A 23,400-nucleotide genomic window follows, 5' to 3' on the forward strand; every position below is an offset into this window, starting at 1 on the left:
CCATTCCAAGGGAGTCCGCCATGGTGTCCGCTCATCGTCGTGCCGTCCGTCTGTTTCCCTTCGCGCTGCTGGGCGTCCTGGGCTGTGGCGACGGTATGGAAGTCGTCATCCCCTTCGAGGCCCGGGTGGGCAGCGAGCCCTTCGCATGTGGCCGCAGCTACACCGGGGTGGGGACAACGGGGACGACGTACGAGCCCATGGACCTGCGCGTGTACCTTCACGATGTCCGGCTCGTCACGGCCGAGGGCGCTGAGGTGCCACTGAAGCTCGAGCAGGACGGGCGGTGGCAGACACAAGGCACGGCGCTGCTCGACTTCGCGGACAAGACGGGCCTGTGCACCAACGGCACGGAGGCGACGAACCTGCGCATCACCGGCACGGCGCCCGAGGGTGTCTACACCGGCCTGTGCTTCAAGCTGGGCGTGCCGGAGACGCAGAACCACCTCGACGTGTCCACGGCGCCCTCGCCGCTGAACGACACGAGCCTCTACTGGAGCTGGCGCTCGGGCTATCTCTTCACGCGCATCGAGGGCCGGACGACGGGACTTCCCGAAGGGCACGTCATGCACCTGGGGAGCACGGACTGTGCACCGCCGCCGGAGGGCCGGACGAACGGCACCGCGGGATGTACGTTCGGCAACCGTCCGGAGGTGGCTCTGGACTCGTTCGACCTGGCGTCTGGCAAGGTGGTGCTGGATTTGGGGGCGCTCTTCTCAGGCTCGAACCTGGACGAGAACGCGGAGGTGCCCAACACCTCCGTGGGGTGTATGTCGCAGCAGGCGGACCCGGACTGCGCGCCCATGTTCGGCCGGATGGGGCTGACGCACCGGAGCCAGGAGATGGCACCGGGGCCTCAGTCATTCATCAAGGCGGAGTAGGAGGGGGACGTCATGGTGTGGCGCGTGGGAAGACGAGCAGGGGTGCTGGTGGTGCTGGCCTGGCTGGGCGCTGGCTGTGGCAGCAAGGACAGCGAGGCGGAGCGCTACGTGTGGAAGCTGCCCACGGGGTTTCCCACGCCGCGAGTGCCCGCGGACAATCCGATGACGGAGGAGAAGGTGCAGCTGGGCCGGAGGCTCTTCTTCGACGTGCGCCTGTCACGGAACGAGACGCAGTCCTGCGCGTCCTGCCATGACCCGGCGCGAGCCTTCACCGAGCCCCTGGTGACGTCGCAGGGCAGCACGGGCGAGACGCACCGCCGCAACTCCCAGGGGCTGGCCAACGTCGCCTATGCCACGAGTCTCACCTGGGCGAATCCCTCGCTCACGACGCTGGAGGCGCAGGCGTTGGCGCCCTTGTTCGGCAAGGAGCCGGTGGAATTGGGCTTCGGCGACAGGGAAGAGGAGTTGCTCGGCCGGCTGCGCGCGGTCCCGGGGCTGGAGGCGGAGTTCCAGCGCGCGTTTCCGGAGGCCGCGGAGCCCGTGTCCGTGGCCACGTTGACGCGGGCGCTGGCGTCGTTCCAGCGCACCCTCATCTCCGGCAACTCCGCGTATGACCGCTATGTGTATGGCAATGAAGTGGAGGCCATGACGCGGCAGCAGAAGCGGGGCATGGAGTTGTTCTTCTCGGAGCGGCTGGAGTGTGACCACTGCCACTCCGGCTTCAACTTCCAGGACGCCACGGTGCACGAGACGACGGTCGAGCCCATCCTGCCCTTCCACAACACGGGCCTCTACAACGAGGACGGCCAGGGCGCGTACCCGGCGAAGGACCCGGGCCTCATCGAGCTGACGGGCCGTCCCGAGGACATGGGCCGCTTCCGCGCGCCGTCCCTGCGCAACGTGGCCGTCACCGGGCCGTACATGCATGACGGCAGTCTGGCCACGCTGTCGGACGTGCTGGACCACTACGCCGCGGGAGGACACGCGCGGATGGTGAGCGGCGGCGAGGCCAGTCCGCTGCAGAGTGGCTTCGTGAGAGGCTTCACGCTGACCGCGGAGGAGAAGGAAGACGTCTTGGCGTTCCTCGAGTCGCTCACCGACACGGAGTTCCTGACGGACCCGCGCTTCTCGGACCCGTCCACCGTGCCGTGAGGACCGCTGGGCTCACGGCGGTAGTGCTCCAGGACGTCTTCCAGGGTCGCGAGCCGTCCGTCATGAACGCGTTGATCACGCATTCGCGACAGGTTCCACCGCCACCGCCTCCTCGCGGCGCTGCTCGTTGTAGACGGACAGCCGCAGCGTCAGCACGTAGGTGACGCAGCAGGCGAGGACGGCGGGCGGGCCATACGCGGAGCCGAACACCTCCAGCACCAGGGCAATGGCCGCCAGTGGCACACCGACCACCGCGACCAGCGCGGAGGCGATGCCCACGACCACGAACACCGTCACGTCCGCCGGCCCCGTGCCCGTCACCGACGCGAGCATCTGCGCCGTGGCCGCGCCCGACACGCCGCCCAGCACCATGCTGGGGATGAGCATGCCCGCCGAGCCACCTGACTGCACCGTGAAGCCCGTGGTGAGCAGCTTCCCACCCACGATGAGCAGCAGGTACCACCACAGCGACAGCGGCCCCGGGGCATCCGCCAACAGCTGGGCGATGGTGTACTCGCCCATGCCCAGCACGTGCCGGAAGTCCATGCCCGCGCCGTAGTAGAGCCCTCCGGCCACCAGGACGGTGCACAGCGCCCCCATGGCACCGCGCAGTACCGGGCTGACGCGCTCTACCACCTGGCGCGTGTGCTTCATGGTCAGGCCGAACAGCAGCGCGACGGGCGCGGACACTGCCACGGCCACCAGCGCGGTGAGGCCGTACTCCCCCAGCGTGTACGTGTGCGGGTGCGGCGGCGCCACGAAGATGGGCTTGAAGCCGAGGAAGCGGTTGTTGAGCGCGTACGCGATGATTCCCGCCAGCAGGCAGTACGCCAGCTTCCGGTAGACAATGCGGTTGCCGTAGACGACCTCGAGCGCGAAGAGCGCGGCGGCGAACGGCGCGTTGAGCAGCGTTCCCACCGCCGCGGCGATGCCCGCCAGTTGGCAGGTGCGCAGCGTGTGCTCGGAGCGGGCACGGGTGAAGCGGGCCACGCCCGCGCCCAGGGACTCGCCCACCAGCACCACCGGCCCCTCCAGCCCGCCCGACGCGCCGGTGCCCAGCGTGAGCAACGTGGCCACCGCTTTGCGCAGGGCGAGCCGGATGGCGGGCCGTGAGTAGCGAGGGCGCGGGTCGTCCGCCGGGTCCTCGTAGGTGATGTGGTAGTTGAAGAGCGCGACATTCACCCCATCCGAGGCCACGTCGCTCCAGCCGGGCCGGCGGTTGAGCAGTCCTCGCAGCAGTCCGCCCAGCAGCAGCACGCCCGCGAGCACCAGCGGCGCCCACCAGAGGCTCCGCCCCGACGCGAACGCCAGCAGCGTGTCACTGGTGGCATGGACGCCATACCGCAACGCCGAGCACACCCCCCAGATGAGCACCGTGCCCAGGACGACCCGGCCCACCGTGCGCAGCACCGTGTCCCATGAGTCGTGAAGGGCACTCTGCTCTTCGTCCAGGGGCTCTCGACGGCCAGCCATGGAGCGAGAGGGAATGTGCTTGGAGGTCAAGATGAATGTCCGTGGCCGGAGGAGCGATTACCTCTAGAGAAACACCCAGTTGGAGTCGGCCGGGTGCTTCGTTGGCCTGGGCGATTCGTTGGCCTGGGCGAAAGGAGCCTCGAAGCGCCAGGCCCCAACACCCTTCGCACGTGCCGCATTCCCGCACGCCCCCTCCCTCTCCGGCCGGGGAGGCGCCCGCCATCGACCCCGTCTGCGGCATGAAGGTGGACCCGAACGCCCCGAAGGGCGGTCACCCGGAGCACGCCGGGTTGACCCACGCCTTCTGCAATCCCCGGTGCCGGGAGCGGTTTCGCGCGGACCCGGAGCGCTACCTCTCGCCCGCGGAGACCGCGCCGGAACCGGGGACACTGTACGTCTGCCCCATGGACCCGGAGGTCCGTCAGTTGCATCCCGGCGCCTGTCCCAAGTGCGGCATGGCACTGGAGCCAGAGACGCTTCGAGCCCTCTCCCTCGGGCTGGGGGCGGGCGGCCCGCCGAGGCCCACCCGCGCGGCGCTGGGATGCCCACCCTTGAGCTCGAAAGCACCGCACCCTGGGAGAGGTGGACACCATGGCCGTAGCCGAAGCGATGAACGCCGACAGCGACATGCGCCAGTGCATCGAGGACTGCCTGGCCTGTCATCGCATCTGCATGGAGACGCTGACGTATTGTCTGGGAATGGGCGGAAAGTATGCGGAGGCCAGACACCTGCGCTTGTTGATGGACTGCGCGGAAATCTGCCAGACGAGCGCGAACTTCATGCTGCGGGGCTCGGAGCTGCATAGCCGCACCTGCTTCGCCTGCTCGGAAGTCTGCGGGCGCTGCGCGGAGTCCTGCGCGCAGATGGGCGAGGACGTGGTGATGAAGGCCTGCGCGGACATGTGCACCCAGTGCTCGGATTCGTGCTGGAGGATGGGCGGCGGTGTCATGTCGCAGACGCCCAACCCGGAGGCCGCCCAGCGCGCCGCCGACCTTCCCGCGTGAGGGGTCGCCCGGAAGAGTCCAGGCAAGCCGGAACGGCCCTGTCGCGGAGCCCTTCACGCGCCGTCGAGGCCGATTAGAGTGCGCTCCATGAGCTCTCGCGAGGAGGGGCGCACCTCCGGTACGCCCGCTGGACATATCTCCGTCGTCCACCTGCCCAACGCCTGGTTCATCCTCTGCGCTTCGAGTGAGCTGGGAGACAAGCCCCTGGCGCGCACGCTCCAGGGCTCGCCCCTGGTGCTCTTCCGAGGTGAGGGCGGCAAGCCCGCGGCCCTGGTGGACCGCTGCCCGCACCGCAACGTGCCGCTGTCGCTGGGCCGGGTGAAGGAAGGCCAGCTCCAGTGCGGCTACCACGGCTGGCGTTTCGACGGCGCGGGCCAGTGCCGCGCCATCCCTGGCTTCCTGGGCGAGCCCGGCGCGCGTGCTCGCTGTGCCACGGCGCATGCCACGCGTGAGCAGGATGGCTTCGTCTGGGTCTACTCCACGCCGGGCGTCGAGCCCACCACGGAGCCCTACCGCTTCCCGCTTCTGGAGGCGCGCGAATACACCACCGTGCGCCGCACGCTTCGGGCCCCCGGTTCGCTGCACTCCACGCTGGAGAACACGCTGGACGTGCCCCACACCGCGTACCTCCATGGTGGGCTGTTCCGCACCGAGGAGAAGCGGAACGAAATCGACGTGGTGGTGCGCCGGAGCGCGGACAAGGTGGAGGCCGAGTACATCGGCGAGCCGCGTCCCAGCGGGCTCGTGGGCCGGCTGCTCGCGCCGGGGGGCGGGGTGGTGCAGCACTTCGATCGCTTCCTGATGCCCTCCATCGCCCAGGTGGAGTACCGCATCGGTGATACCAGCCACATCATGGTGACCTCCGCGATGACGCCCGTGTCGGACTGGGACACGCTGGTGTACGCGGTGGTGACGTTCCGTCTGCCATTGCCCCGCTGGTTGGTGCGCGCGGCGCTCCCGCTCCTCATGCCCGTGGCGCTCCACATCTTCGGGCAGGACGCGCGCATCCTCCGGCAGCAGACGGAGACCATCCGCCGCTTCGGCACGGAGGCCTATGCCTCCACGGAAATCGACGTGCTCGGTCCCGGCATCCTCCGCCTGCTGCGCGCCGCCGAGCGCGAGAAGCCTGGCGCCGTGGGGGACGCGGTGCATGAAACACGACTGAAGATGCGGACCTGAGAGCCATTGCGACGCGGCGTGTCGTGAGACACGGTGGAGACACTGGGTCTCACGATACCTGGGGCCGCTCCATGTATCTGAATGGAGCCCTGGGCTGAAACACTTGCCTGCTGTTAGCGTGGCGCCCCCTCGCAATTCCCCCGGAGTCCCCATGCGGTTTCCCGTTCGCGCGGCGCTGGCAGTCGCGGCGCTGCTGTTCGCGCCCCAGGCGTTGGCCACCAACTACACCCTGTGGATTCACGGGAAGAACTCCGGAGGCACGAAGCCAGGCAACTACGCCGACTTCTCCGCCTGGGGGCCCGCGTCCACGGCGGCCGGGGTGAACAAGAAGGCCGTCAACTGGGACGGGCGGCAGCGCATTGGTGGGCAGAATGAGCGCATCCGGGATGCGCTCGACTGTTACTGCACCGGAGACAACTGGTGCTACATCGCGGTGCACAGCGCGGGGAACCTCCAGATTGGTTACGCGCTGGCGCTGTATGGCGGCTCGGCGCGCTACAAGAAGAACGCGACACCGAATGCCAACGGTGTGTGTGGCAACACCGATGGGAAGACGCAGACGGGCTGGAACATCAAGTGGGTGAACGTGGCGTCGGGTGCTGCTGGAGGCAGCGAACTGGCGGACATGGGGGAGTGGGCCGTGAGTGACCCCATCGTCAGTGACCTTGTGACGACCACCGCGCGCGCCATGTACAACCACAACACCACGCGCGGCATCCGCTTCAATATGTTCGCGGGCGCCAAGGGCAAGGTGTACTCGGGGCTCCTCCCGGGGCAGGACGACGACGCGGTGTCGTACCACTCCACGGGCGGCGTGTCGGGCAGCGCGGGCGGGGCCTACTGCAACCCGTCCGACTGGTTCTGCAACGACCTGACCACGGGCACCACCGCCTGTGAGGGTGGTCGTGCCAAGTGGACCAACCACTTCGTGAAGTTCCGCGACGACGGCGAATCCCACGGCCATGGCGCCAACGGGAAGTGGGAAGGCATCGTCGGCAAGGTGCGCGCCGACATGGTCACCAACGCGAAGTAGTCGCAGGTTCGCCGCCGCCCTGCGAGGACAGGGCGGCGGCTCCCCTGGCGGTGCGTCGTCTCAGGGCGCCACGGACGTCTGTGCCCGAGCCGCCTTCCGGGCGGCCATCCGCTGTGTCACCCGCTCCTGCCACCCGTGCACGAAGGCATAGAAGGTGGGCAGCACCAGCAGGGTGAACAGCGTGGAGGTGACGAGCCCGCCCACCATGACGACGGCCAGGGGGCGCTCCACTTCCGTGCCGTGCAGTGGCAGCACCAGCAGCGGCAGCAGGCCCAGGATGGCGGTGCCAGCCGTCATCAGCTTGGGGCGGACGCGGCCGATGCTCGCCTCGCGAATCGCCTCCTCGAAGGGCTTGCCGTGCTGCATGAGCAGCTTCGTCTGCGCCACCAGCACCAGGCCATTCTGGACGGCAATGCCAAACAGTCCGATGAGGCCCACCAGGCTGGACACGTTCCACGTCTCCCCGGCGATGAGCAGCGCGAGGATGCCGCCGACGAAGGCGTCCGGCAGGGTGGCGATGATGACCAGCGACTCCGCCAGCGAGCCCAGCGCCAGGTACAGCAGGATGAACACCGCGAGCAGGGCCACCGCGATGGCGACCGTCATCGCCTGCGCGGCGCGCTGCTGGCTCTCCACCCGGCCGCCCACGTCCAGGAAGTAGCCGGTGGGCAGCTTCAGCTCCGCCGCCAGTCGCTCGCGCACCTCGGCCGCCGTGCTGCCCAAGTCCCTGCCCGCGACGCTGGCCTCCACGGCGATGCGCCGGCTGCCCGCCTCGCGGCGGATGCTGCCCGCGCCGAACGTCTCCTCGATGGTGGCCAGTTGGCTCAACGGGATGCGCGTGCCGTCATGCCCGTCCACCAGCAGGCCCCGGATGGCGGTGGCGTCACCCCGGCGGTGGTCCGCCAGCCGCAACAGCAAGTCATAGCGGCGCTGGCCCTTCCACACCTGGGCGAACTCCTGGCCCACCATTCCCACCTTCACGGCGTGGATGACGTCTCCGGGTGTCAGGCCCACGCGCGCCACCGCGGCGCGGTTCACGGTGATGCGGAGTTGGGGAAGGCCGGTCAGCTTCTCCGCCCGCAGGTCCTCCACGCCTTCCACCTTCGCCATGATGGCCTGCGCCCGCTCGGCCAGTCCGGCCAGCGTCTCCAACTCCGGCCCGAAGATGCGCACGGAGAGGTCCGCGGGGCTGCCGCCAAGCCCTTCATCGATGCGCATGCCCAAGGGCGTGGTGAACAGCGTCGACACGCCAGGGACCTGTCCCACCGCCTCGCGCATCGCGGCTTCCAGGTCCTCCATCGAGCGTCCTCGCTCTGGCTTGAGGATGACGAGCACGTCCGACAGCGTGTGCGGCATCGGGTCTTCCGTGCGTTCGGCACGGCCCGTGCGGCGCACCACGTCCTCCACCTCGGGGAACTTCAACAGCGCGTCCTCCACCAGGTGGTTGAGCCGGTCCACCTCCTCCAGCGAGGCCTCCGGCGGCAGCACCGTCTGGAGCAGCAGCGCGCCTTCATCCAGCTTCGGCATGAAGTCGCTGCCCACCACGAAGGCCAGTGACAGCGCGGGCACGGTGACGGCCAGGGCCACCAGCCGCACGAGGCCCGCGTGGCGCATGCACGCCTCCAGCATGGGCGCGTAGACGTGCTTGATTTTGCGGATGACCCACACGTCCTCGGGCTGCCCTTCGCGGGGCGCGCGAAGGAAGAGCCCGGACGCCACTGGCACCAGCGTCAGCGCCAGTCCCAGCGACGCCGTCAGGCAGGCCACCACGGCCGCGGCGAGCGGTTGGTACATGCGCCCCTCGATGCCCGTCATGGCGAACAGGGGGATGAACACGGAGACGACGATGAGCGTGGCGAAGGCGATGGGCCGGGCCATCTCCATGGACGCCGCCAGCGCCACGTCGCGCCGCGAAGCCGTGCCCTTCGCTTCACGCAGGCGGTGGACGATGTTCTCCGTGACGATGATGGCCGCGTCCACCAGCAGGCCCACGGCGATGGCCAGCCCTCCCAGCGTCATCGTGTTGATGCCGATGCCGGCGAACTTCAGCAGCACGCCCGCCAGCGCCAGGGACAAGGGCAGGGTGAGCGTGACGATGAGCGCCGCGCGCCAGTCTCCCAGGAGCAGGAAGAGCACGAGCACCACCAGCACCGCGCCCAGCAGGATGGCCCGGCTGACGCCGCCCAGCGCGGAGTCCACCAGCACCGACTGGTCATACACGATGCGAAGCTGCACACCGGGCGGCAGGCCCTGTTTCAACTCCTGGATGGCGACGCGGATGCCCGCCGTCACCTGCTGTGTGTCCGCGCCGAACTGCTTGATGACCCGGCAGCTCACCACCTCGCCCTTCAGCCGGTGGGCGATGCCCCGGCGCACGGCGGGGGCCTCGCGGATGTCGGCCACGTCACCCAGCAGCACGGGCGTGCTGTCGCGCACGGCGACCACGGTGTCGCGCAGGTCCTCCACGGACTCCGCGCGCCCCACCGCGCGCACCGTCCACTCCATGGGGCCCTGCACCACGAAGCCGCCCGAGGCGTTCAGGTTCGCGCCCTCCAGCGCGTGCTCCACCTGGTTCAGGGTGATGCCGCGCGCCACCATCTGGTCCGGGTCGAGCTGCACCTGGAACTGGCGCAGGTAGCCACCCAGGCGCTCCACACCGGCGACGCCGGGCACGGCGAGCAGCCGGTTCTTCACCTCGAACTCAGCCAGATCCCGCAGCGTCATCAACTCCGCCGCGCCGGGCTCCGCTTCCAGGGTGAACTCGAACACCTCGTTGAGCCGCCCGGTGAGGCTGGAGACCAGCGGCGCGTCCGTGCCGGGGGGGAGCTCGCTCTGCGCCTGGGCCACGCGTTCGACGACATACTGCCGGCTGCGGAAGTAGTCGGCGTCTGGCTCGAACTCCACCGTGAGCTGGGTGACGCCCAGCTGCGAGGTGGAGCGGATGCGGCGCACCTCGGGCAATCCCGCGAGCGCCACCTCCATGGGGATGGCCACGGCCGTCTCCAGCTCCTGCGCGCCCATCGCCGGGTTCTGCACGATGACGTTGAAGATGGGCGCGGACAGGTCCGGGAACACGTCGCGCGTCAGCCCCTGGAGCGCCACCGCGCCGAAGGCGGAGAGCGCCAGGGCCAGCACCACGGTGAGACCAGGCCGGGCGAAGGAGGCCCGCAGGATGCGGCTCATCCAGGAGTCGGGGGCCTCAGTGCGCATGGCCGTCACTCCCTCCGCCGCTCAACTTCTCCGCCTCCGCCTTGAGCAGGAACGCGCCTTCCACCACCACCTGCTCGCCGGGCTTCAGTCCGGTGAGGACCTCCACGTCGCCGCCCAGCGTGCGGCCCCGGCCCACCTCGCGCCGCTCGAAGACGCCGCGCGCGTCCGTGGGCAGGAAGGCCACCCAGCCACCTTCCAGCCGCTGGAGCGCCGCCGCGGGCACGGCGGTGATGGGCGCTCCCGGGTCCCCCAGCGGGATGTAGGCCGACGCGGACATGCCGGGCCGAAGTTGGCCGTCGGCGTTGTCCAGCTCCAGCCTCACGGGGATGGTGCGTGATGTCGCATCCACGCGCTGCCCCACGTGGCCCACCTTCGCCATGAACTCCTGGCCCGGAAAGGCCGCGAAGGTGATGCGGGCCTGCGTGCCACGCTGGATGCGCACGGCGTCACGCTCGAAGGCGTGCACCACCAGCCACAGCGAGGACACGTCACCAATGCAGAACAGCGGCAGGTTGGGGTCCGCCATCTGCCCCATCCGCGCGGTGCGTTCGACGACGGTGCCGGACAGGGGGGCGCGCAGGACGAAGCCCGGGGGACGTTGCCGCCGCGCAGCTCTTCTTCGCTCACGCCCAGGGCCACCAGCTCCGCGCGCGCGGCGGCGACAGCGGCCTCGGCGGCGGCGGCCTCTGCTTCGGCGGCTTGCACGTCCTTGCTCGCGATGATGCGCTCGTCAGCGAGCGTGCGCTTGCGCTCGGCGGCCTGACGCGCGGCCTGGGCCTGGGCCTGGGCCGCTTGCAGCGCCGCGCGCGCCTTGCCCAGCTCGGGGCTGCGCAGGTCCGCGAGCTTTTCGCCTCGCTTCACCGCCTGACCGGTGGTGACGAAGACGGCGCTCACACGGGCGGCGATGGGGGAGGCCACCTCCGCGTAGGCGTCCTCGCTGAAGGTGAGCTCTCCCAGGACGGTGACATTCTCACCGCCCGGGCGCACGCCCACGGGCGCGGTGGTGATGCGCAAGTCTCTCAACATCTCCGACGCGATGCGGACGTGGGGCTCGCCATGGTCGTCGTGGTGGGCAGCTTCCTGGGCGGAGGGCTCGTCATGTCCGTGTTCCTGCTCGTCGTGTGGCGCCTCGCGCTTGCAGGCGGTGAGCAGGAGGAGGGCGGCCACCGCGACGTGGAGGGGCCTCATGGAAGGGCTCCAGTTTCCACGGCCAGTTGGATGCGGGCGAGGGCTGCCTGGAGGAGGCTGTCGAGGTAGGCGGCACGCGCTTCCAGCGTGTCGCGGCGAACGAGGAGGAATTCGGCGAGGCCCATCTCTCCGGCTTCGTAGGAGCGGCGAGCGAGACGCTCGTTGTCATTGAGCAGCGGCAGGGCGTCGGCTTCCAGCAGCGTCACGGCTTCCAGTCGCTTGCGGTGCTGCACGCGCGCGGCCTCCACCTGGACGTCCACTTCCACCCGGGCCGCGGCCAGCAGGGATTGGAGCCGGCGCACGCGGGCATCGCCCGTCACCCGGGCGTTGTCTCCCCGGTCGAAGATCGGCAGCGGCACGCTCAGGGCGCCGAGGTAGGCGGTTTCATCAATCTCCCGCTGGTACAGAAACCCCGCGGTGATGTCCGGCCAGACGCTCGCCCGGCCCATGCGGCGGTCGGCATCCGCCTGGGCAAGCTCCGCTTCCAGCGCGGTGATATCGGGCCGCGCCGCCACGGTGTCTGTCTTCGCCTCCGTGACAGGCTGGAGCGCGAGCACTCGCAGCTCACCGCGGATGGCCAACGGATGCGTGAGCGGAAGGCCCAGCATCGCGCGCAACTGGTGGAGTTGGACGGCCTCGTCCCCCTCCGCGGTGGCCACCTCCGCGCGCAGGCGGGCCAGGGACACGCGCGCCACGTTGACGTCCACCACGGGCACATCACCGGCCTCGAAGCGCCGCTGGGCGGAGTTCGCGGTCTCCCGGGCGGCGGCCTCGGCTTCCCGCGCGAGGCTCAGCCGCTCCCGCGCGTGCAGCGCTTGGAGGAAGCGCGCGGCGACGTCGCCCAGCACCCGGCGCTCGGCGTCGCGCTGGAGGGCCGTCTCCATCTCCAGACCGGCGCGCGCGGATGCCCGGCGGGCGCCGCCCTTTCCGCCCAGCTCGAAGGCCGGCTGATGCCCACGCTCAAGTCCAGCCCGCGCTCGGCGGGGTTCCCGGCGAGCCAGGGGCACTGCGGGGCCCGCCTGGAGCTCGAAGGTGGGGTTGTCGTTCAGCAGCGACGCGGCGGCCGCCACGGGGCCCTGGGCCTCGGCGGCGCGGCCCGCGGCATCCAGCAGCGCGGGTGCGCGCTGGCGGGCCAGGGCCAGGGTTTCTTCAAGGGACAGCGCGGCGTCGGCGGAGCCCGGCTGGGCCGCGGCGACACGTGGAAACAGGAGTGCGGCGGCGAGCCCGAAGGCTGCCACCGTGAGTGGATGGGGCACGGCGATGACCTCGCGAAAGGGAGGCGTGCGTCAGGTGGAGCGTGCCCCGCGATGACACACGGGCACACCTGTCCTGGCGGACGCGAGCGAACGAGACGGCGGACGCGACCTACGCGAGGGGGGCTATGGGGACGTGGAGGATGTCACGCCCGTCGGCCGACAACGGTTCGGCCTTCTCGTAGGCGACGCGCAAGGGCCGCGACACGAGCAGCACGAAGGAAGGCGGCGGGGCATGCGCGGCCACGGTGCGCACGTGGGCACAGCAGGTGCAGTCGATGCAGTCCGGGGCGCACTGCCCCTGGTCATCATCGTCCGGGCAGCTCTGCGTGCAGACCTCGCCCACCGCGCCAGTGAGGGTGGGCATCAAACCCCCCAGGCCCGGGGCGAACAGGAACAGGCAGACGATGAGCCAGATTCGGAGCACGCTGGCGGCCTTCTACCACGTTTCCAAACGCAATGCGTGCGAGGGACTCACACTGGGGGAGCCTCCTCGCACGCAGGGGAAGACGACTGTCAGGAGATGCCCTTGCGCAGCCGGTTCCAATCGAAGTTGGGCGCCGGGTCGTTCTTGCGGCCCTTGGGCACCGCCACGTCGGCGTGGCCCACGATGTTCTTCATCGGAATGTTGTGCTGCTGCTTCAGGTAGCCGGTGAGCTGGGTGAGCGACTGGTACTGCGCCTCGGTGAAGGGCGTCTTTCCGCTGCCGTCGTTCACGATTTCGATGCCAATGGAGCGGTTGTTGATGTCCGAGGGCACGCCGTGCAGCTCGCCCTTGCCCGCGTGCCAGGCGCGCTTGTCGTCACCGACCAGCTGATAGATCTTCCCGTCGCGGTCCACCATGTAGTGCGCGGACACCTTGCTCTGCGGATTGCGCATCCACGCCAGGTCGCCCGCGCCGTTGTTGGTCGCGGTGTGGTGCATGACGATGGTGTCGATCTTCGTCCCGCCGCGCGAGTTCTGGTTCGGCGAGGGCGCGTTGATGACCGCGGGCTTGGTGAACTTGCCGCCCGGGGTGGTGGGCGTGGTGGGGCCGCTGGTGCCCAGCGCCTTCTTCAGCGCCGCGTGCGTGAGGTCACCGTAGAAGCCGGTGGTGGGCAGCTTGTTGTCCGCCTGGAACTTCTTCACCGCCGTTTCCGTCTGCGGACCGAAGGTGCCGGGGCCCGTCGTCACCTGGGCCTTCGTCATGTAGCCCACCTTCACGAGCGCATCCTGCAACTGCTTCACCTTGGGCCCGGAGTCGCCCTTGCGCAGGCCCGCGGGCGGCGCGGAGACCGTGGAGGCCGCGGCGGCGGCGGTGCGGGGGGCCTGCGCCTGAGTGGCGCGGAACACGGAGGAGAGCGAGGGCAGGCGAAGGCTCATGAGGGCTTCCAGGGGGTAGAGGCTGCGTGAATCTGCCCGGATTATCGGCGCCCAGTCCCCGGGAGTTGCGTAACTCCCGGGGCGAACTCGAGTGTCCAGATTCAGCCAGATTGCACTTTTTCAGGCTGTCTGAGTTTCAGCGGGCAGGGGTGGCTCTCCTGTGCCTTCCTCTGGCTGCTCCTGGGGAAGGTGGCGCCGCTTCCAGAGGGCGAAGATGGCCGGATACACGGTCAGCTCGAGTAAAAACGACGTCACGAGTCCGCCCACCAGCGGCGCGGCGATGCGCTTCATCACGTCCGCGCCCGTGCCGGTGCTCCACAGCACGGGGAGCAGGCCAATCATGTCCGTCATCACCGTCATCAGCTTGGGACGGATACGACGCGCCGCGCCATCAACGATGGTCTCCGTCAGGTCGGCCATGGAGCGCAGCCGTCCCTCCTGGCCCGCCTTCTGATGGGCCAGGGTGAGGTAGAGCAGCATCACCACGCCCGTCTCCGCGTCCAGCCCGGCCAGCGCGATGAGCCCCACCCACACGGCGATGCTCATGTTGTAGTCGAGCAGGTACAGCAGCCACACCGCGCCAATCAGGCTGAAGGGTACCGCCAGCAGGACGATGCCCATCTCCACCACGGACTTCGTGCTGAAGTACAGCAGCAGGCACACCAGCAGCAGGGTGACGGGAATCACCACCTTGAGCTTCTCCGTGGCGCGCTCGAAGTACTTGAACTGGCCGCTCCACTCCACGCGCACGCCGGTGGGCGTCTTCACCTCGCGCGCCACCGCCGCCTTCGCGTCCTTCACGTAGTCCGCGATGGGCCGCGCGGTGTCGACGAAGACGTAGGTGACGAGCTTGCCGCCCTCGCTGCGAATCATCGGCGGGCCCTGCACGAAGCGCACGTCCGCCACCTGGGCCAGCGGCACCTGCGCGCCGGCCGGGGTGGGGACCAGCACTTCCTTCAACAGCTCGGGGCTGTCGCGGTACTCACGCGCGTAGCGCACGTTGATGGGGTAGCGCTCGCGGCCCTCCACCGTCTGGGAGACGTTCTCTCCGCCGATGGCGCCCATCACCACCTCGTTGATGTCCTTCACGCCCAGGCCCAGGCGCGCGGCCTCTTCCCGCTTCACCTCGATGTCCACGTAGAAGCCACCGGTGGAGCGGTCCGCGAACGCGCTGCGCGTGCCGGGCACCTGGGCCACGGCCTTTTCAATGGCCACCGCTGCCTGCTCCAGCGTGTCCAGGTCGTCGCCAAACACCTGGATGCCCAGCGGACTTCGGATGCCGGTGGCCAGCATCTCCGTGCGCGTCTGGATGGGCATCCAGAAGATGTTGGGCATGCCCGGGTACTGGAGCGTCTCGTCCATCTCCGTCAGCAGGGCTTCCCAGGTGAGGCCCTTGCGCCACTCGGACTTCGGCTTGAGCACCACCGTCGTCTCGAACATGGACAGGGGCGCCGGGTCCGTGGCCGTCTCCGCGCGGCCCGCCTTGCCGAAGACGCTGACCACCTCTGGAATGCGCTTCAGCTCCGCGTCCATGGACTGGAGGATGCGCGTCGCCTCGGTGATGGACATGCCCGGCGGCGAGGTGGGCATGTAGAGGATGGCGCCTTCGTTGAGCGGCGGCATGAACTCATGGCCCAGCCGCATGAAGGCTGGCACCGTCAGCGCCATGGCCACCACGGACAGCGCCACCACCACCTTGGCGTGCCGCACCACGAAGCGCACCACCGGCATGTAGAGGGCCACCAGCCAGCGGTTGAGGGGGTTCTCGTCCTCCCGGCGGATGCGTCCGCGGATGAAGAGCACCGCCAGCGCGGGCGTGAGCGTCACCGCCAGCACCGCGGCGAAGCCCATGGAGTACGTCTTCGTGTACGCCAGCGGCTTGAAGAGCCGGCCTTCGGTGGCCTCCAGCGTGAAGACGGGGAGGAAGGCGACGGTGAGCACCAGCAGCGTGCCGAAGATGGAGGGCCCCACCTCCTGCATCGCGGAGATGATGACCTCGCGCCGCTCGCCGGGGCGGCCTTCCGCCTCCCACGCCTCCAGCTTCTTGTGGATGTTCTCCACGATGATGATGGAGGCATCCACCATGGCGCCAATGGCGACGATGATGCCGCCCAGGCTCATGATGTTGGCGGTGAGCCCCTGGTAGTACATGGGGATGAAGGCGAGCAGCACCGCCAGGGGCAGCGTGAAGATGGTGACCAGCGCGCTGCGCGCGTGCATCAGGAAGAGGAAGATGATGAGGCTGACCACCAGCATCTCCTCCACCAGCGCCCGGCTGAGCGTGCTGATGGACTCCTCGATGAGCCCCGAGCGGTCATAGGTGACGACCAGCTCCACGCCCTCCGGCAGGCCCGCGCGCACCTCCTCCAGGCGCTCCTTCACCGCGTCGATGACGGTGAGCGCGTTCTCCCCGTAGCGCATGACGACGATGCCGCCGGCCACCTCGCCCTTGCCGTCCAGCTCCGCGACACCCCGGCGGATGTCCGGCCCCAGGCTCACCGTGCCCACGTTGCGCACCAGCACGGGCGTTCCGTCCCCGCTCACCTTCAGCGGGATGTTCTCGATGTCCTGCGTGGAGCGGATGTAGCCACGCCCTCGGATGATGTGCTCGTGGCCCGCGATTTCCATCACCCGGCCGCCCACGTCCTCGTTGGACTCGCGGACCGCGCGTGTCACCTCGCCCAGCGTCACGCCGTAGGCGCGCAGTTGGTTGGGGTCCACCTGCACCTGGTACTGCTTGACGATGCCGCCCACGCTGGCGACTTCCGCCACGCCGGGCACGCTGGACAGCGCGTAGCGCACGTTCCAGTCCTGGAGGCTGCGCAGGTCCGCCAGGGAGTGCTTGCCGCTCTCGTCCACGAGCGCGTACTGGAACACCCAGCCCACGCCGGTGGCGTCCGGACCCAGCATGGGCGTCACACCCGCGGGCAGGCGTCCGCGCGCCGTCTCCATGTATTCGAGCACGCGGCTGCGCGCCCAGTACATGTCCGTGCCGTCCTCGAAGATGACGTAGATGAAGGACATGCCGAACATGGACTGGCCACGGACGGCCTTCACCTTCGGCGCCGACAGCAGGGAGGAGGAGATGGGGTAGGTGATCTGGTCCTCGACCAGATCCGGCCCACGTCCCATCCATTCGGTGAAGACGATGACCTGCGTGTCGGACAGGTCGGGGATGGCGTCCAGCTTGGTGTTGCGAACCGCGTGGACGGCCCACGCCGCCAGGCCGCCCACCAGCAGGATGGTGAGGAACGGGTTGCGCGCGCACGCACCGATGATGCGGCCGATGAAGCCCTGTTCGCCGTTCTCAGTGGGCTGCATGGCTGCCTCCGAAGTCGTCCGTGGCGGAGCGGATGCGGCTCTCCGCCGCGATGAGGAAGTTGCCGCTGGTGACGACGACGTCGCCGGGCGACAGCCCCTCCAGCACCTCGTAGGTGCCGTTGCCCTTGATGCCGAGCTTCACTTCCTGGGGGCGCAGCCGGCCCTCGCCCAGGTCCACGAACACCAGCCGCCGAGGGCCGGTGTAGATGACGGCCGAGTCGGGAATCTGGAGTCGCGGCGCGCCGCCCTGCAGGATGAAGCGGACGTCCGCGTACATGTCCGGCTTCAGCTCCAGCTCCGGGTTGGGCAGCTCGATGCGGATGCGCCCGGTGCGCGTGGCGCCTTGCAGGGACGGGTACACGTAGCCGACGCTGCCCGCGTATTTCTTCCCAGGCAGGTAGGGCAGGGTGACTTCCACCGGATGGCCCGGCTTCACGCGCGCCAGGTCCTGCTCGTACACGTCCGCTTCCACCCACACCTTCGCCAGCGGGGCGATGCGGAACAGGCGCTCACCGGCCTTCACCGCCGCGCCCTCCACCACGTTCTTCTCCAGCACGTAGCCGCTGGCGGGCGCCAGGAAGGGCATGTTCTCCACCGGCTGGCCTCGCTGGGCGACGCGCTCGATTTGCGCCGCGGACAGGCCCCACAGCTCCAGCCGCTTGCGCGCCGCGCCCACGAGCGACGCGTTGGCCGCGCTCTGGCTCTGACGCGCCAGCAGGTACTCCTGCTGCGCGGCGTAGAGCTCCGGGCTGTAGAGGGTGAAGAGGACGTCACCCTTCTTCACCGGCTCGCCCGTGGCATTGACGCGCAGTTCGTGGATGTAGCCGTCCAGCTTGAGGGTGACGTCCACCAGCGACTTCTCGTCGAAGGTGACGCGGCCGAGCGCGCGCAGGGACAGGTCCATGGAGGCCTGCTCCACCTTCGCCGTCTTCACGCCGATACGCTGCCGCCGCAGGTCGTCCACCCGGATGATGCCGCTCGCCAGCTCGGCGCGGCTGACGGGGGTCAGGTCCATGCCGCAGATGGGGCACGCGCCCGGGCCGTGCTGCTTCACGGACGGGTGCATGGGGCAGGTGTAGTGCGCGATTTCACTCTCGCCGTGAGCACCCGCGGGAGCGGCCGAGCGCCACTCGCTGGCGGTGCCACACGCCAGCATGCGCCGGCCCATGTACGGGTTCTCCAGCTTGGGCTCGCGCTGGAGCCACTGATTCACCCCCTCCACCATGGGGCATTCGAAGACGTGCCAGCCTTCCTGGAGCCGCGGGTCGGCGGACGCCAGGGCGATGAGCGCTTCACTCACGCGCGCGAAGTGCTGGCGCGCTGCCTCGGCGTCCTTCGCCGAGGCGAGTTGCGCGGCGCCGTCCGCGCCCTGCTGGAGCCAGGCCGTCAGCGGCGTGCCATGACCCTGGGTGGCCTCGGCGGCCTGCTGGAGCGCGGCCTTCAGCGCTCCCGCCCTGGCCTCGAGTCCTTCCAGGGTGTCCTGCGCGAGCAAGGCCCGTGTGGCTTCGTAGGACTCGAAGGCCGCGCGCGTGTACTCCAAAGCGGCGTCGGGCAGCGGCGTGCCCGCGCCGCTGTGCGCCTCATGCGTCGCGGGCGCGGTGCCGGTGTGGGAGGTGGAGCCGAAGAACCAGCCCGCGAGGGGCTTCCAGGCCACGGCGACGAGTACGGCGAGGGCGACCACTCCCAGCCAGGGGCGATGCGGCGGCGGTTCGGGGGCTCATCGCGTCTCTCCGTTCCGGGGCAGTCCCGGGGTGTGGCCCATGGCCTTGTCCAACTCCGCCCGGCGGCGCTGCACGTCCGCCAGGGCTGTCTGTTCACGCAGCTCCACGCGGCGCAGGCCGCGCTCCGCCTCGATGAGGACCTGGAAGCTGTTCTTGCCGCTCTCGAAGCCCGCGCGGGCGGCGGACACCTGGTCCTTCGCCGCGGGGATGAGCCGCTCCTGGAAGAGCGCCACCACGCGCCGCGCCTCCTCGGCACGCGAGCGCGCCTGTTCCACCTCGACGCGGATGTCGGAGATGAGCTGCTCTTCCTCCCGGCGCAGGCGCTTCAGGCCGGATTCGGCCTCCCGCACAGCGGCCTTCCGCTTGCCGAAGTCGAGCGGGATGTTGAGGGTGACGCCCGCCATGAACTGGTGGGGCGTGTCCATCCACATGGAGTTGTACTCACCCATCACCATGACATCCGGGTAGTAGTCGCGCTTCGCGAGCCGGACGGCGGCCTCGCCACCACCGAGCCGGGCCCGCAGGCCCTCCAGCTCCGGGCGCAGGCGCAGCGCTTCGTCTTGCAGCCGTTCGGCGGGCACGGACTCCGCGGCATGCGCGGGCATGGCTTCCGGCAGTGGCGGCAGCGGTGCCTGGGGGCGCGGTGCAGCAGGCCGTTGAGCTGGGCGCGAAGCCGCTCGCGCTCGGCTTCGAACATCACCTGTTCGCGCAGCACCTCGCTCAGCTCCACCTCCGCCTGGAGCGGATCCTGCTGCGAGGCGCGCCCGGTGACGTATTGGGCCTCCGCGCTCTTCTTGAGCTGCCCGAGCAGCCGCAGGTGCTCCGCCGTGACGTCGAGCGAGCGCTCCACGACGAACAAGTCATCGAAGAGCGTGGAGGCCATGAGGGCCAGGCGCAGACGCAGGGCCTCGCGGTCCTCGCGCATCGCTTGCGCTTCCGCCAGCGCCATCTCCCCCCGCAGGCCGCGCTTGCCGGGGAAGGGGAGCTGTTGGCTCAGCCCCACGACCTGTCCGAAGGGCACGCTGCCCGTGATGCTCAGCGGCGCGACTTCATAGGTCAGCATCGGGTCTTCGAGCGCCGTCTCACGCGGGTAGCGTTCGAGACTGGCGCGCCACGCCTCACGCGCTGCTTCCAGCGAGGGGTTGCGCGCGAGCACCTGCCGCACCAGCTCCGCGCGCTCCAGCACGGTGGCGCTCGTGAAGGGCTCTGGTGCCTGTGCCTCCGGTGCCTGCCGGGCAACGGCTTCGAGTTGGGATTGATACCGCTGCTCATTGGCTCCGGCCGCGCCGGGGCCCAGCCACACGGCGACGCCGGTGGCGAGCACGGCCCGCGTAGCGGACCGCCTCCAGGTTCCATGGGGTGACATGACTTCCTGCTCCAGATGACGGGATACGAGCCTGTCGCCGGGAGAAGGACGTCACCGGCGGCGGGCGGAATCCGGCCGGTGGACACACGTCCACCCGCCAGGCCTCAGCGCATGCGGGCCGGACGTCTCAAATGAGGTAGGAGCAGTGCTGCAGGTACAGCGGTGGCGCGGTGGCGTGATGCACGCCCCGGATGCGCACCCACGACGTGGGCAGGGACTCGGGCGCTGGCGGCACCTCTAGGACAGCCTGGGGAAGCACCGCCAGGGGTGTCAGCGCCCACGCATGGCGTGAGCTCGCGGTGACGGGCTCCGGCGCCGGGAGCTGCACGGCGAGCTCGCCGCAGCAGTCGTGGTGGTTGCCACGGATGCCCGCTTCCTGAGCGTCGGGCGCGGCCTTCGTCCGCTTCGCCTGGGAGCAGACACACGTCAGGTCCAGCTTCACCGTGCCCTGGCAGAGATGGAACAGCCCCTCGGCCGCCCCCGCGATGGGAGGCAGCCCCAGGACCACCAGCAATGTCAGGACTCGGACGAGCATGAGCGTGGGCTTGCCCAGCAGATAGCGCGGCGTGACGGCGCGTGCAACTCCGCACGCGCCGCGCCATTCCCATTCAACTCATGCCGCGCCGCGTGCTGGCACGGGCTTGGGCTGGATGAGCTCGGTGGAGAAGTAGCGCTCCATGCGGTCGGGGAACACCGTCACCACCTGCGCCTCCGGGCCCAGTCGCTTCGCGGCTTCCACCGCGGCGACGTAGTTGAGGCCGGACGACGGTCCCACCGGGAAGCCGCGGCGGATGAGCGCCCTGGCGGTGCTCATGGCCACGTCGTCCGACACGTCGATTTCAACGCGGCCCGGCATGTCCGCCTCGCGGTACAGCCGGGACATGCCATCCACCACGCCCGGTACGCGGGGGCTGAAGCTGCAACATTCGATGTCGCAGCCCAGGCCGGCGATGGGGCGCGCCACGAAGGCCGTCACCGGACAGCCTGCTTCCGCGAAGGCCTGGTACAGGCCCACCACGGTGCCGCCCGTGCCTACGCCGCTGACCACGCCGTGCACCAGCCCGCCCGGGATTTGCGACAGAATCTCCTGGCCCGTCCACACCCGGTGGGCCTCGGCGTTGTCCAGGTTCTCGAACTGACGCGGCGCGAAGGCCTTGCGCTCACGCGCCAGCTCCTCCGCCTTCACGATGGCGCCGTGTACACCGGCTTCGCGCGGCACCAGCACCACGTCACCACCATAGGCACGGATGGTGAGGATGCGCTCCCCGGTGACGCCCTCCGGCATCACCGCCGTGAAGCGCAGGCCCATCTGGGCGCAAGCCAGCGCCAGGGCGATGCTCGTGGAGCCGCTGGACGCCTCGATGACCTCGCCGCCGGGGACCAGCTCCCCCTGGCGCCACGCCTTCTCCAGCATGTAGCGCGCGATGCGGTCCTTGGTGGAGCCGCTGGGGTTGAGGAACTCCAGCTTGCACCAGATGGTGGGGCCCTCCTCGTGGAGACGTACGGGGACGAGCGGAGTGGGACCCACGGCCTGGAGGAAGCGGCCGTCCGCGGGAAGAGGGCGACAGGGAGGGCGCATGTGGCCTTCCCTATCGCGAAACCGCGCGTCGGGCACCCGTCATGAGCTTTTTGCTGGGTTCCTGGACAGTCGCTTGTCTGCCTGCCCCGACAGCGCTCTTGTTGGTGCCCGTAACATCTGGCGTTCAGGCGGAGGCACGGCTACGAAAGAGCCTGGTCCGCACACCTCCGTATGCCTCCCACTTCCGCGCTCATCCTCAACGTCAACGACGACGCGGCCAGCCGCTATGTCACCTCCCGCGTGCTGGGGCTCGCGGGCTTCCGCGTCGTGGACGCCGCCTCCGGGATGGATGCGCTTGCCCTGGTGACCGAGGACACGGACCTCGTCATCCTGGACGTGCGGCTGCCGGACATCAGCGGCCTGGAGGTGTGCCGGAGGTTGAAGGAGACGCCTCGCACACAGGGTGCCCTGGTGCTCCACCTGTCCGCACAGGCCGTGGGGCCGGGCGATCGGGCGCAGGGCCTGGAGCACGGCGCGGACGGCTACCTGGTGGCGCCGGTGGACCCGGAGGAGCTGGTGGCCCAGGTCCACGCGCTGCTCCGGCTGCGTCAGGCCGAGCGCGAGGTGAAGGAGCTGTCCCGCGAGGTGGTGCACCAGCGCCAGCTCCTGGAGTTGGCCATCTCCTGCGCGGCGGACCCCATCGCGCTCTACGACGAGACCGGGCGCGTCCTGTCGGCCAATCAGTCCCTGTATGCCTCACGCGGCAGCCACGCCGTGCATGCCCCGGGCAGGACACTGGATGAGATGCAGGCCGCGGATGGGGCGCTGACGCCGTACCTCGAACAGGTGCGGGTGGCCCTTCGCACGGGGCAGGTGCAGCGAGGCACCATGGTCTTGGGTTCGGACCGGGGCCCGCGGTACTTCGACTACGTCCTGTCGCCCGCGCTGGGGGCCGGCGGCGAGGTGCTGGCGGTGATGTCCTCCCTGCGGGACGTCACGGAGTCGCGCAGCGCGGAGGAGTTCCGCGAGCAGTTCATCGGCATGTTGGGGCATGACCTGCGCAACCCGCTCAACGCGCTGTCCATGTCCGCGCAGCAGCTGCGGCGCAAGGGGGGGCTGGACGAGCGCCAGGGCATGCTCACCGAGCGCATCCTCACCAGCGCCGAGCGCATGGACCGGATGATTCGCCAGCTGCTGGACTTCGCGCGCTCGCGGCTGGGCGGCGGCATTCCGGTGGTGCGCTCGCCGTGCGACGTGTTCGAGGTGGTGCGCCGCACCGTGGACGAGCTGCGCGCCAGCCATCCTGGCCGGGTGGTGGAACTGGAGTCCAAGGGCGATGGCCTGGGGAAGTGGGACTCCGACCGCCTGGAGCAGGCCGTGGGCAACCTGGTGGCCAACGCGCTGAAGTACAGCCCGGCGGAGAGCACCGTGTGGGTGGGCGCCGAGGGCTCCGAGCGCGAGGTGGTGCTGCGCATCCACAACCGTGGCACGCCCATCCCCGCGGAGGACCTGCCCCATGTCTTCGGCGCCGGCGCCGGGGCCGGCGCACCGCCAGTGACGCGGGCGCGCCCAGCGGCCTGGGGCTGGGCCTCTACATCACCCGGCAGATTGTCCGGGCGCATGACGGGGACGCGCAGGTGGCCTCCAGTGCGACGGAGGGCACGACCTTCCTCATTCGCCTGCCACGATGATGAATAGCTGACGGTTGGGGCGCCTCGCGACTCCCCGTTTGGGGTTGCC

At 69.7% G+C, this 23,400-nt stretch carries 17 protein-coding genes and 3 pseudogenes; 8 read left to right on the plus strand and 12 right to left on the minus strand.

The window, feature by feature from the left end:
• Positions 1-20 precede the first annotated feature (20 nt).
• Both QEG98_RS05530 and QEG98_RS05535 read left to right on the plus strand, forming a co-directional pair.
• Entirely contained in the window at positions 21-878 is an 858-nt protein-coding gene (locus QEG98_RS05530; protein WP_316565998.1) for an MbnP family copper-binding protein, read from the plus strand.
• Positions 879-890: 12 nt separating this feature from the next.
• A complete protein-coding gene (locus QEG98_RS05535; protein ID WP_316565999.1) occupies positions 891-2,030 on the plus strand; it encodes an MbnH family di-heme enzyme in 1,140 nt (379 codons plus the stop codon).
• 75 nt (positions 2,031-2,105) lie between these two features.
• On the opposite strand, the gene QEG98_RS05540 is transcribed toward QEG98_RS05535, so the two are convergent.
• Positions 2,106-3,503, minus strand: coding sequence for a chloride channel protein (locus QEG98_RS05540; RefSeq protein ID WP_316566000.1), 1,398 nt, complete (start codon positions 3,501-3,503; stop codon positions 2,106-2,108).
• Between the two features lie 35 nt (positions 3,504-3,538).
• Between QEG98_RS05540 and QEG98_RS05545 the strand changes: the two are divergent.
• The 4 genes and pseudogenes from QEG98_RS05545 to QEG98_RS05560 form a co-directional block, all read left to right on the plus strand.
• Positions 3,539-3,982: pseudogene (locus QEG98_RS05545) on the plus strand (heavy metal-binding domain-containing protein); the annotation flags it as partial.
• A gap of 112 nt (positions 3,983-4,094) precedes the next feature.
• Positions 4,095-4,508 (plus strand): four-helix bundle copper-binding protein, encoded by a 414-nt coding sequence (locus QEG98_RS05550; protein WP_316566001.1) that lies wholly within the window; start codon positions 4,095-4,097, stop codon positions 4,506-4,508.
• 87 nt (positions 4,509-4,595) lie between these two features.
• Entirely contained in the window at positions 4,596-5,687 is a 1,092-nt protein-coding gene (locus QEG98_RS05555) for an aromatic ring-hydroxylating oxygenase subunit alpha (RefSeq protein ID WP_011551102.1), read from the plus strand.
• Positions 5,688-5,838: 151 nt separating this feature from the next.
• The gene (locus QEG98_RS05560) at positions 5,839-6,720 is read left to right on the plus strand and encodes a hypothetical protein (protein ID WP_316566002.1); all 882 of its coding nucleotides are present in this window, start codon (positions 5,839-5,841) and stop codon (positions 6,718-6,720) included.
• 60 nt (positions 6,721-6,780) lie between these two features.
• On the opposite strand, the gene QEG98_RS05565 is transcribed toward QEG98_RS05560, so the two are convergent.
• The 11 genes and pseudogenes from QEG98_RS05565 to QEG98_RS05615 all read right to left on the minus strand — a co-directional run bounded on the left by QEG98_RS05565 (position 6,781) and on the right by QEG98_RS05615 (position 21,720).
• On the minus strand, positions 6,781-9,930 hold the full coding sequence (locus QEG98_RS05565) for an efflux RND transporter permease subunit (protein WP_316566003.1): 3,150 nt from the start codon (positions 9,928-9,930) through the stop codon (positions 6,781-6,783).
• Positions 9,920-11,118: pseudogene (locus QEG98_RS05570) on the minus strand (efflux RND transporter periplasmic adaptor subunit). Before QEG98_RS05570 ends, QEG98_RS05565 begins: the two are co-directional and overlap by 11 nt.
• A complete protein-coding gene (locus QEG98_RS05575; protein ID WP_316566004.1) occupies positions 11,115-12,374 on the minus strand; it encodes a TolC family protein in 1,260 nt (419 codons plus the stop codon). The pseudogene QEG98_RS05570 and the gene QEG98_RS05575 overlap by 4 nt, the downstream one beginning before the upstream one ends.
• A 109-nt stretch (positions 12,375-12,483) precedes the next feature.
• Positions 12,484-12,798: a hypothetical protein gene (locus QEG98_RS05580; RefSeq protein WP_090485222.1), complete on the minus strand. Its 315-nt coding sequence runs from the start codon at positions 12,796-12,798 to the stop codon at positions 12,484-12,486.
• Between the two features lie 89 nt (positions 12,799-12,887).
• On the minus strand, positions 12,888-13,733 hold the full coding sequence (locus QEG98_RS05585) for an N-acetylmuramoyl-L-alanine amidase (protein ID WP_316566005.1): 846 nt from the start codon (positions 13,731-13,733) through the stop codon (positions 12,888-12,890).
• Positions 13,734-13,853: 120 nt separating this feature from the next.
• A complete protein-coding gene (locus tag QEG98_RS05590) occupies positions 13,854-17,054 on the minus strand; it encodes a CusA/CzcA family heavy metal efflux RND transporter (protein WP_316566006.1) in 3,201 nt (1,066 codons plus the stop codon).
• Entirely contained in the window at positions 17,041-18,708 is a 1,668-nt protein-coding gene (locus QEG98_RS05595) for an efflux RND transporter periplasmic adaptor subunit (protein ID WP_316566007.1), read from the minus strand. The genes QEG98_RS05590 and QEG98_RS05595 overlap by 14 nt, the downstream gene beginning before the upstream one ends.
• A gap of 63 nt (positions 18,709-18,771) precedes the next feature.
• Positions 18,772-19,341 (minus strand): TolC family protein, encoded by a 570-nt coding sequence (locus QEG98_RS05600; RefSeq protein ID WP_316567832.1) that lies wholly within the window; start codon positions 19,339-19,341, stop codon positions 18,772-18,774.
• Positions 19,224-20,141, minus strand: a complete 918-nt coding sequence (locus tag QEG98_RS05605; protein WP_316566008.1) for a TolC family protein — start codon at positions 20,139-20,141, stop codon at positions 19,224-19,226. The genes QEG98_RS05600 and QEG98_RS05605 overlap by 118 nt, the downstream gene beginning before the upstream one ends.
• A 127-nt stretch (positions 20,142-20,268) precedes the next feature.
• Positions 20,269-20,676 (minus strand): hypothetical protein, encoded by a 408-nt coding sequence (locus QEG98_RS05610; RefSeq protein ID WP_316566009.1) that lies wholly within the window; start codon positions 20,674-20,676, stop codon positions 20,269-20,271.
• A gap of 78 nt (positions 20,677-20,754) precedes the next feature.
• Entirely contained in the window at positions 20,755-21,720 is a 966-nt protein-coding gene (locus tag QEG98_RS05615; protein WP_140787805.1) for a PLP-dependent cysteine synthase family protein, read from the minus strand.
• A gap of 171 nt (positions 21,721-21,891) precedes the next feature.
• On the opposite strand from QEG98_RS05615, the pseudogene QEG98_RS05620 reads away from it, so the two are divergent.
• Positions 21,892-23,130, plus strand: a pseudogene (locus QEG98_RS05620) (response regulator); the annotation flags it as partial.
• A complete protein-coding gene (locus QEG98_RS41690) occupies positions 23,091-23,351 on the plus strand; it encodes an ATP-binding protein (protein WP_410478058.1) in 261 nt (86 codons plus the stop codon). The pseudogene QEG98_RS05620 and the gene QEG98_RS41690, both read left to right, overlap by 40 nt.
• Positions 23,352-23,400: the final 49 nt, after the last annotated feature.

The sequence above is a fragment of the Myxococcus sp. MxC21-1 genome, from assembly GCF_032612255.1.
Lineage (GTDB): Bacteria > Myxococcota > Myxococcia > Myxococcales > Myxococcaceae > Myxococcus > Myxococcus virescens.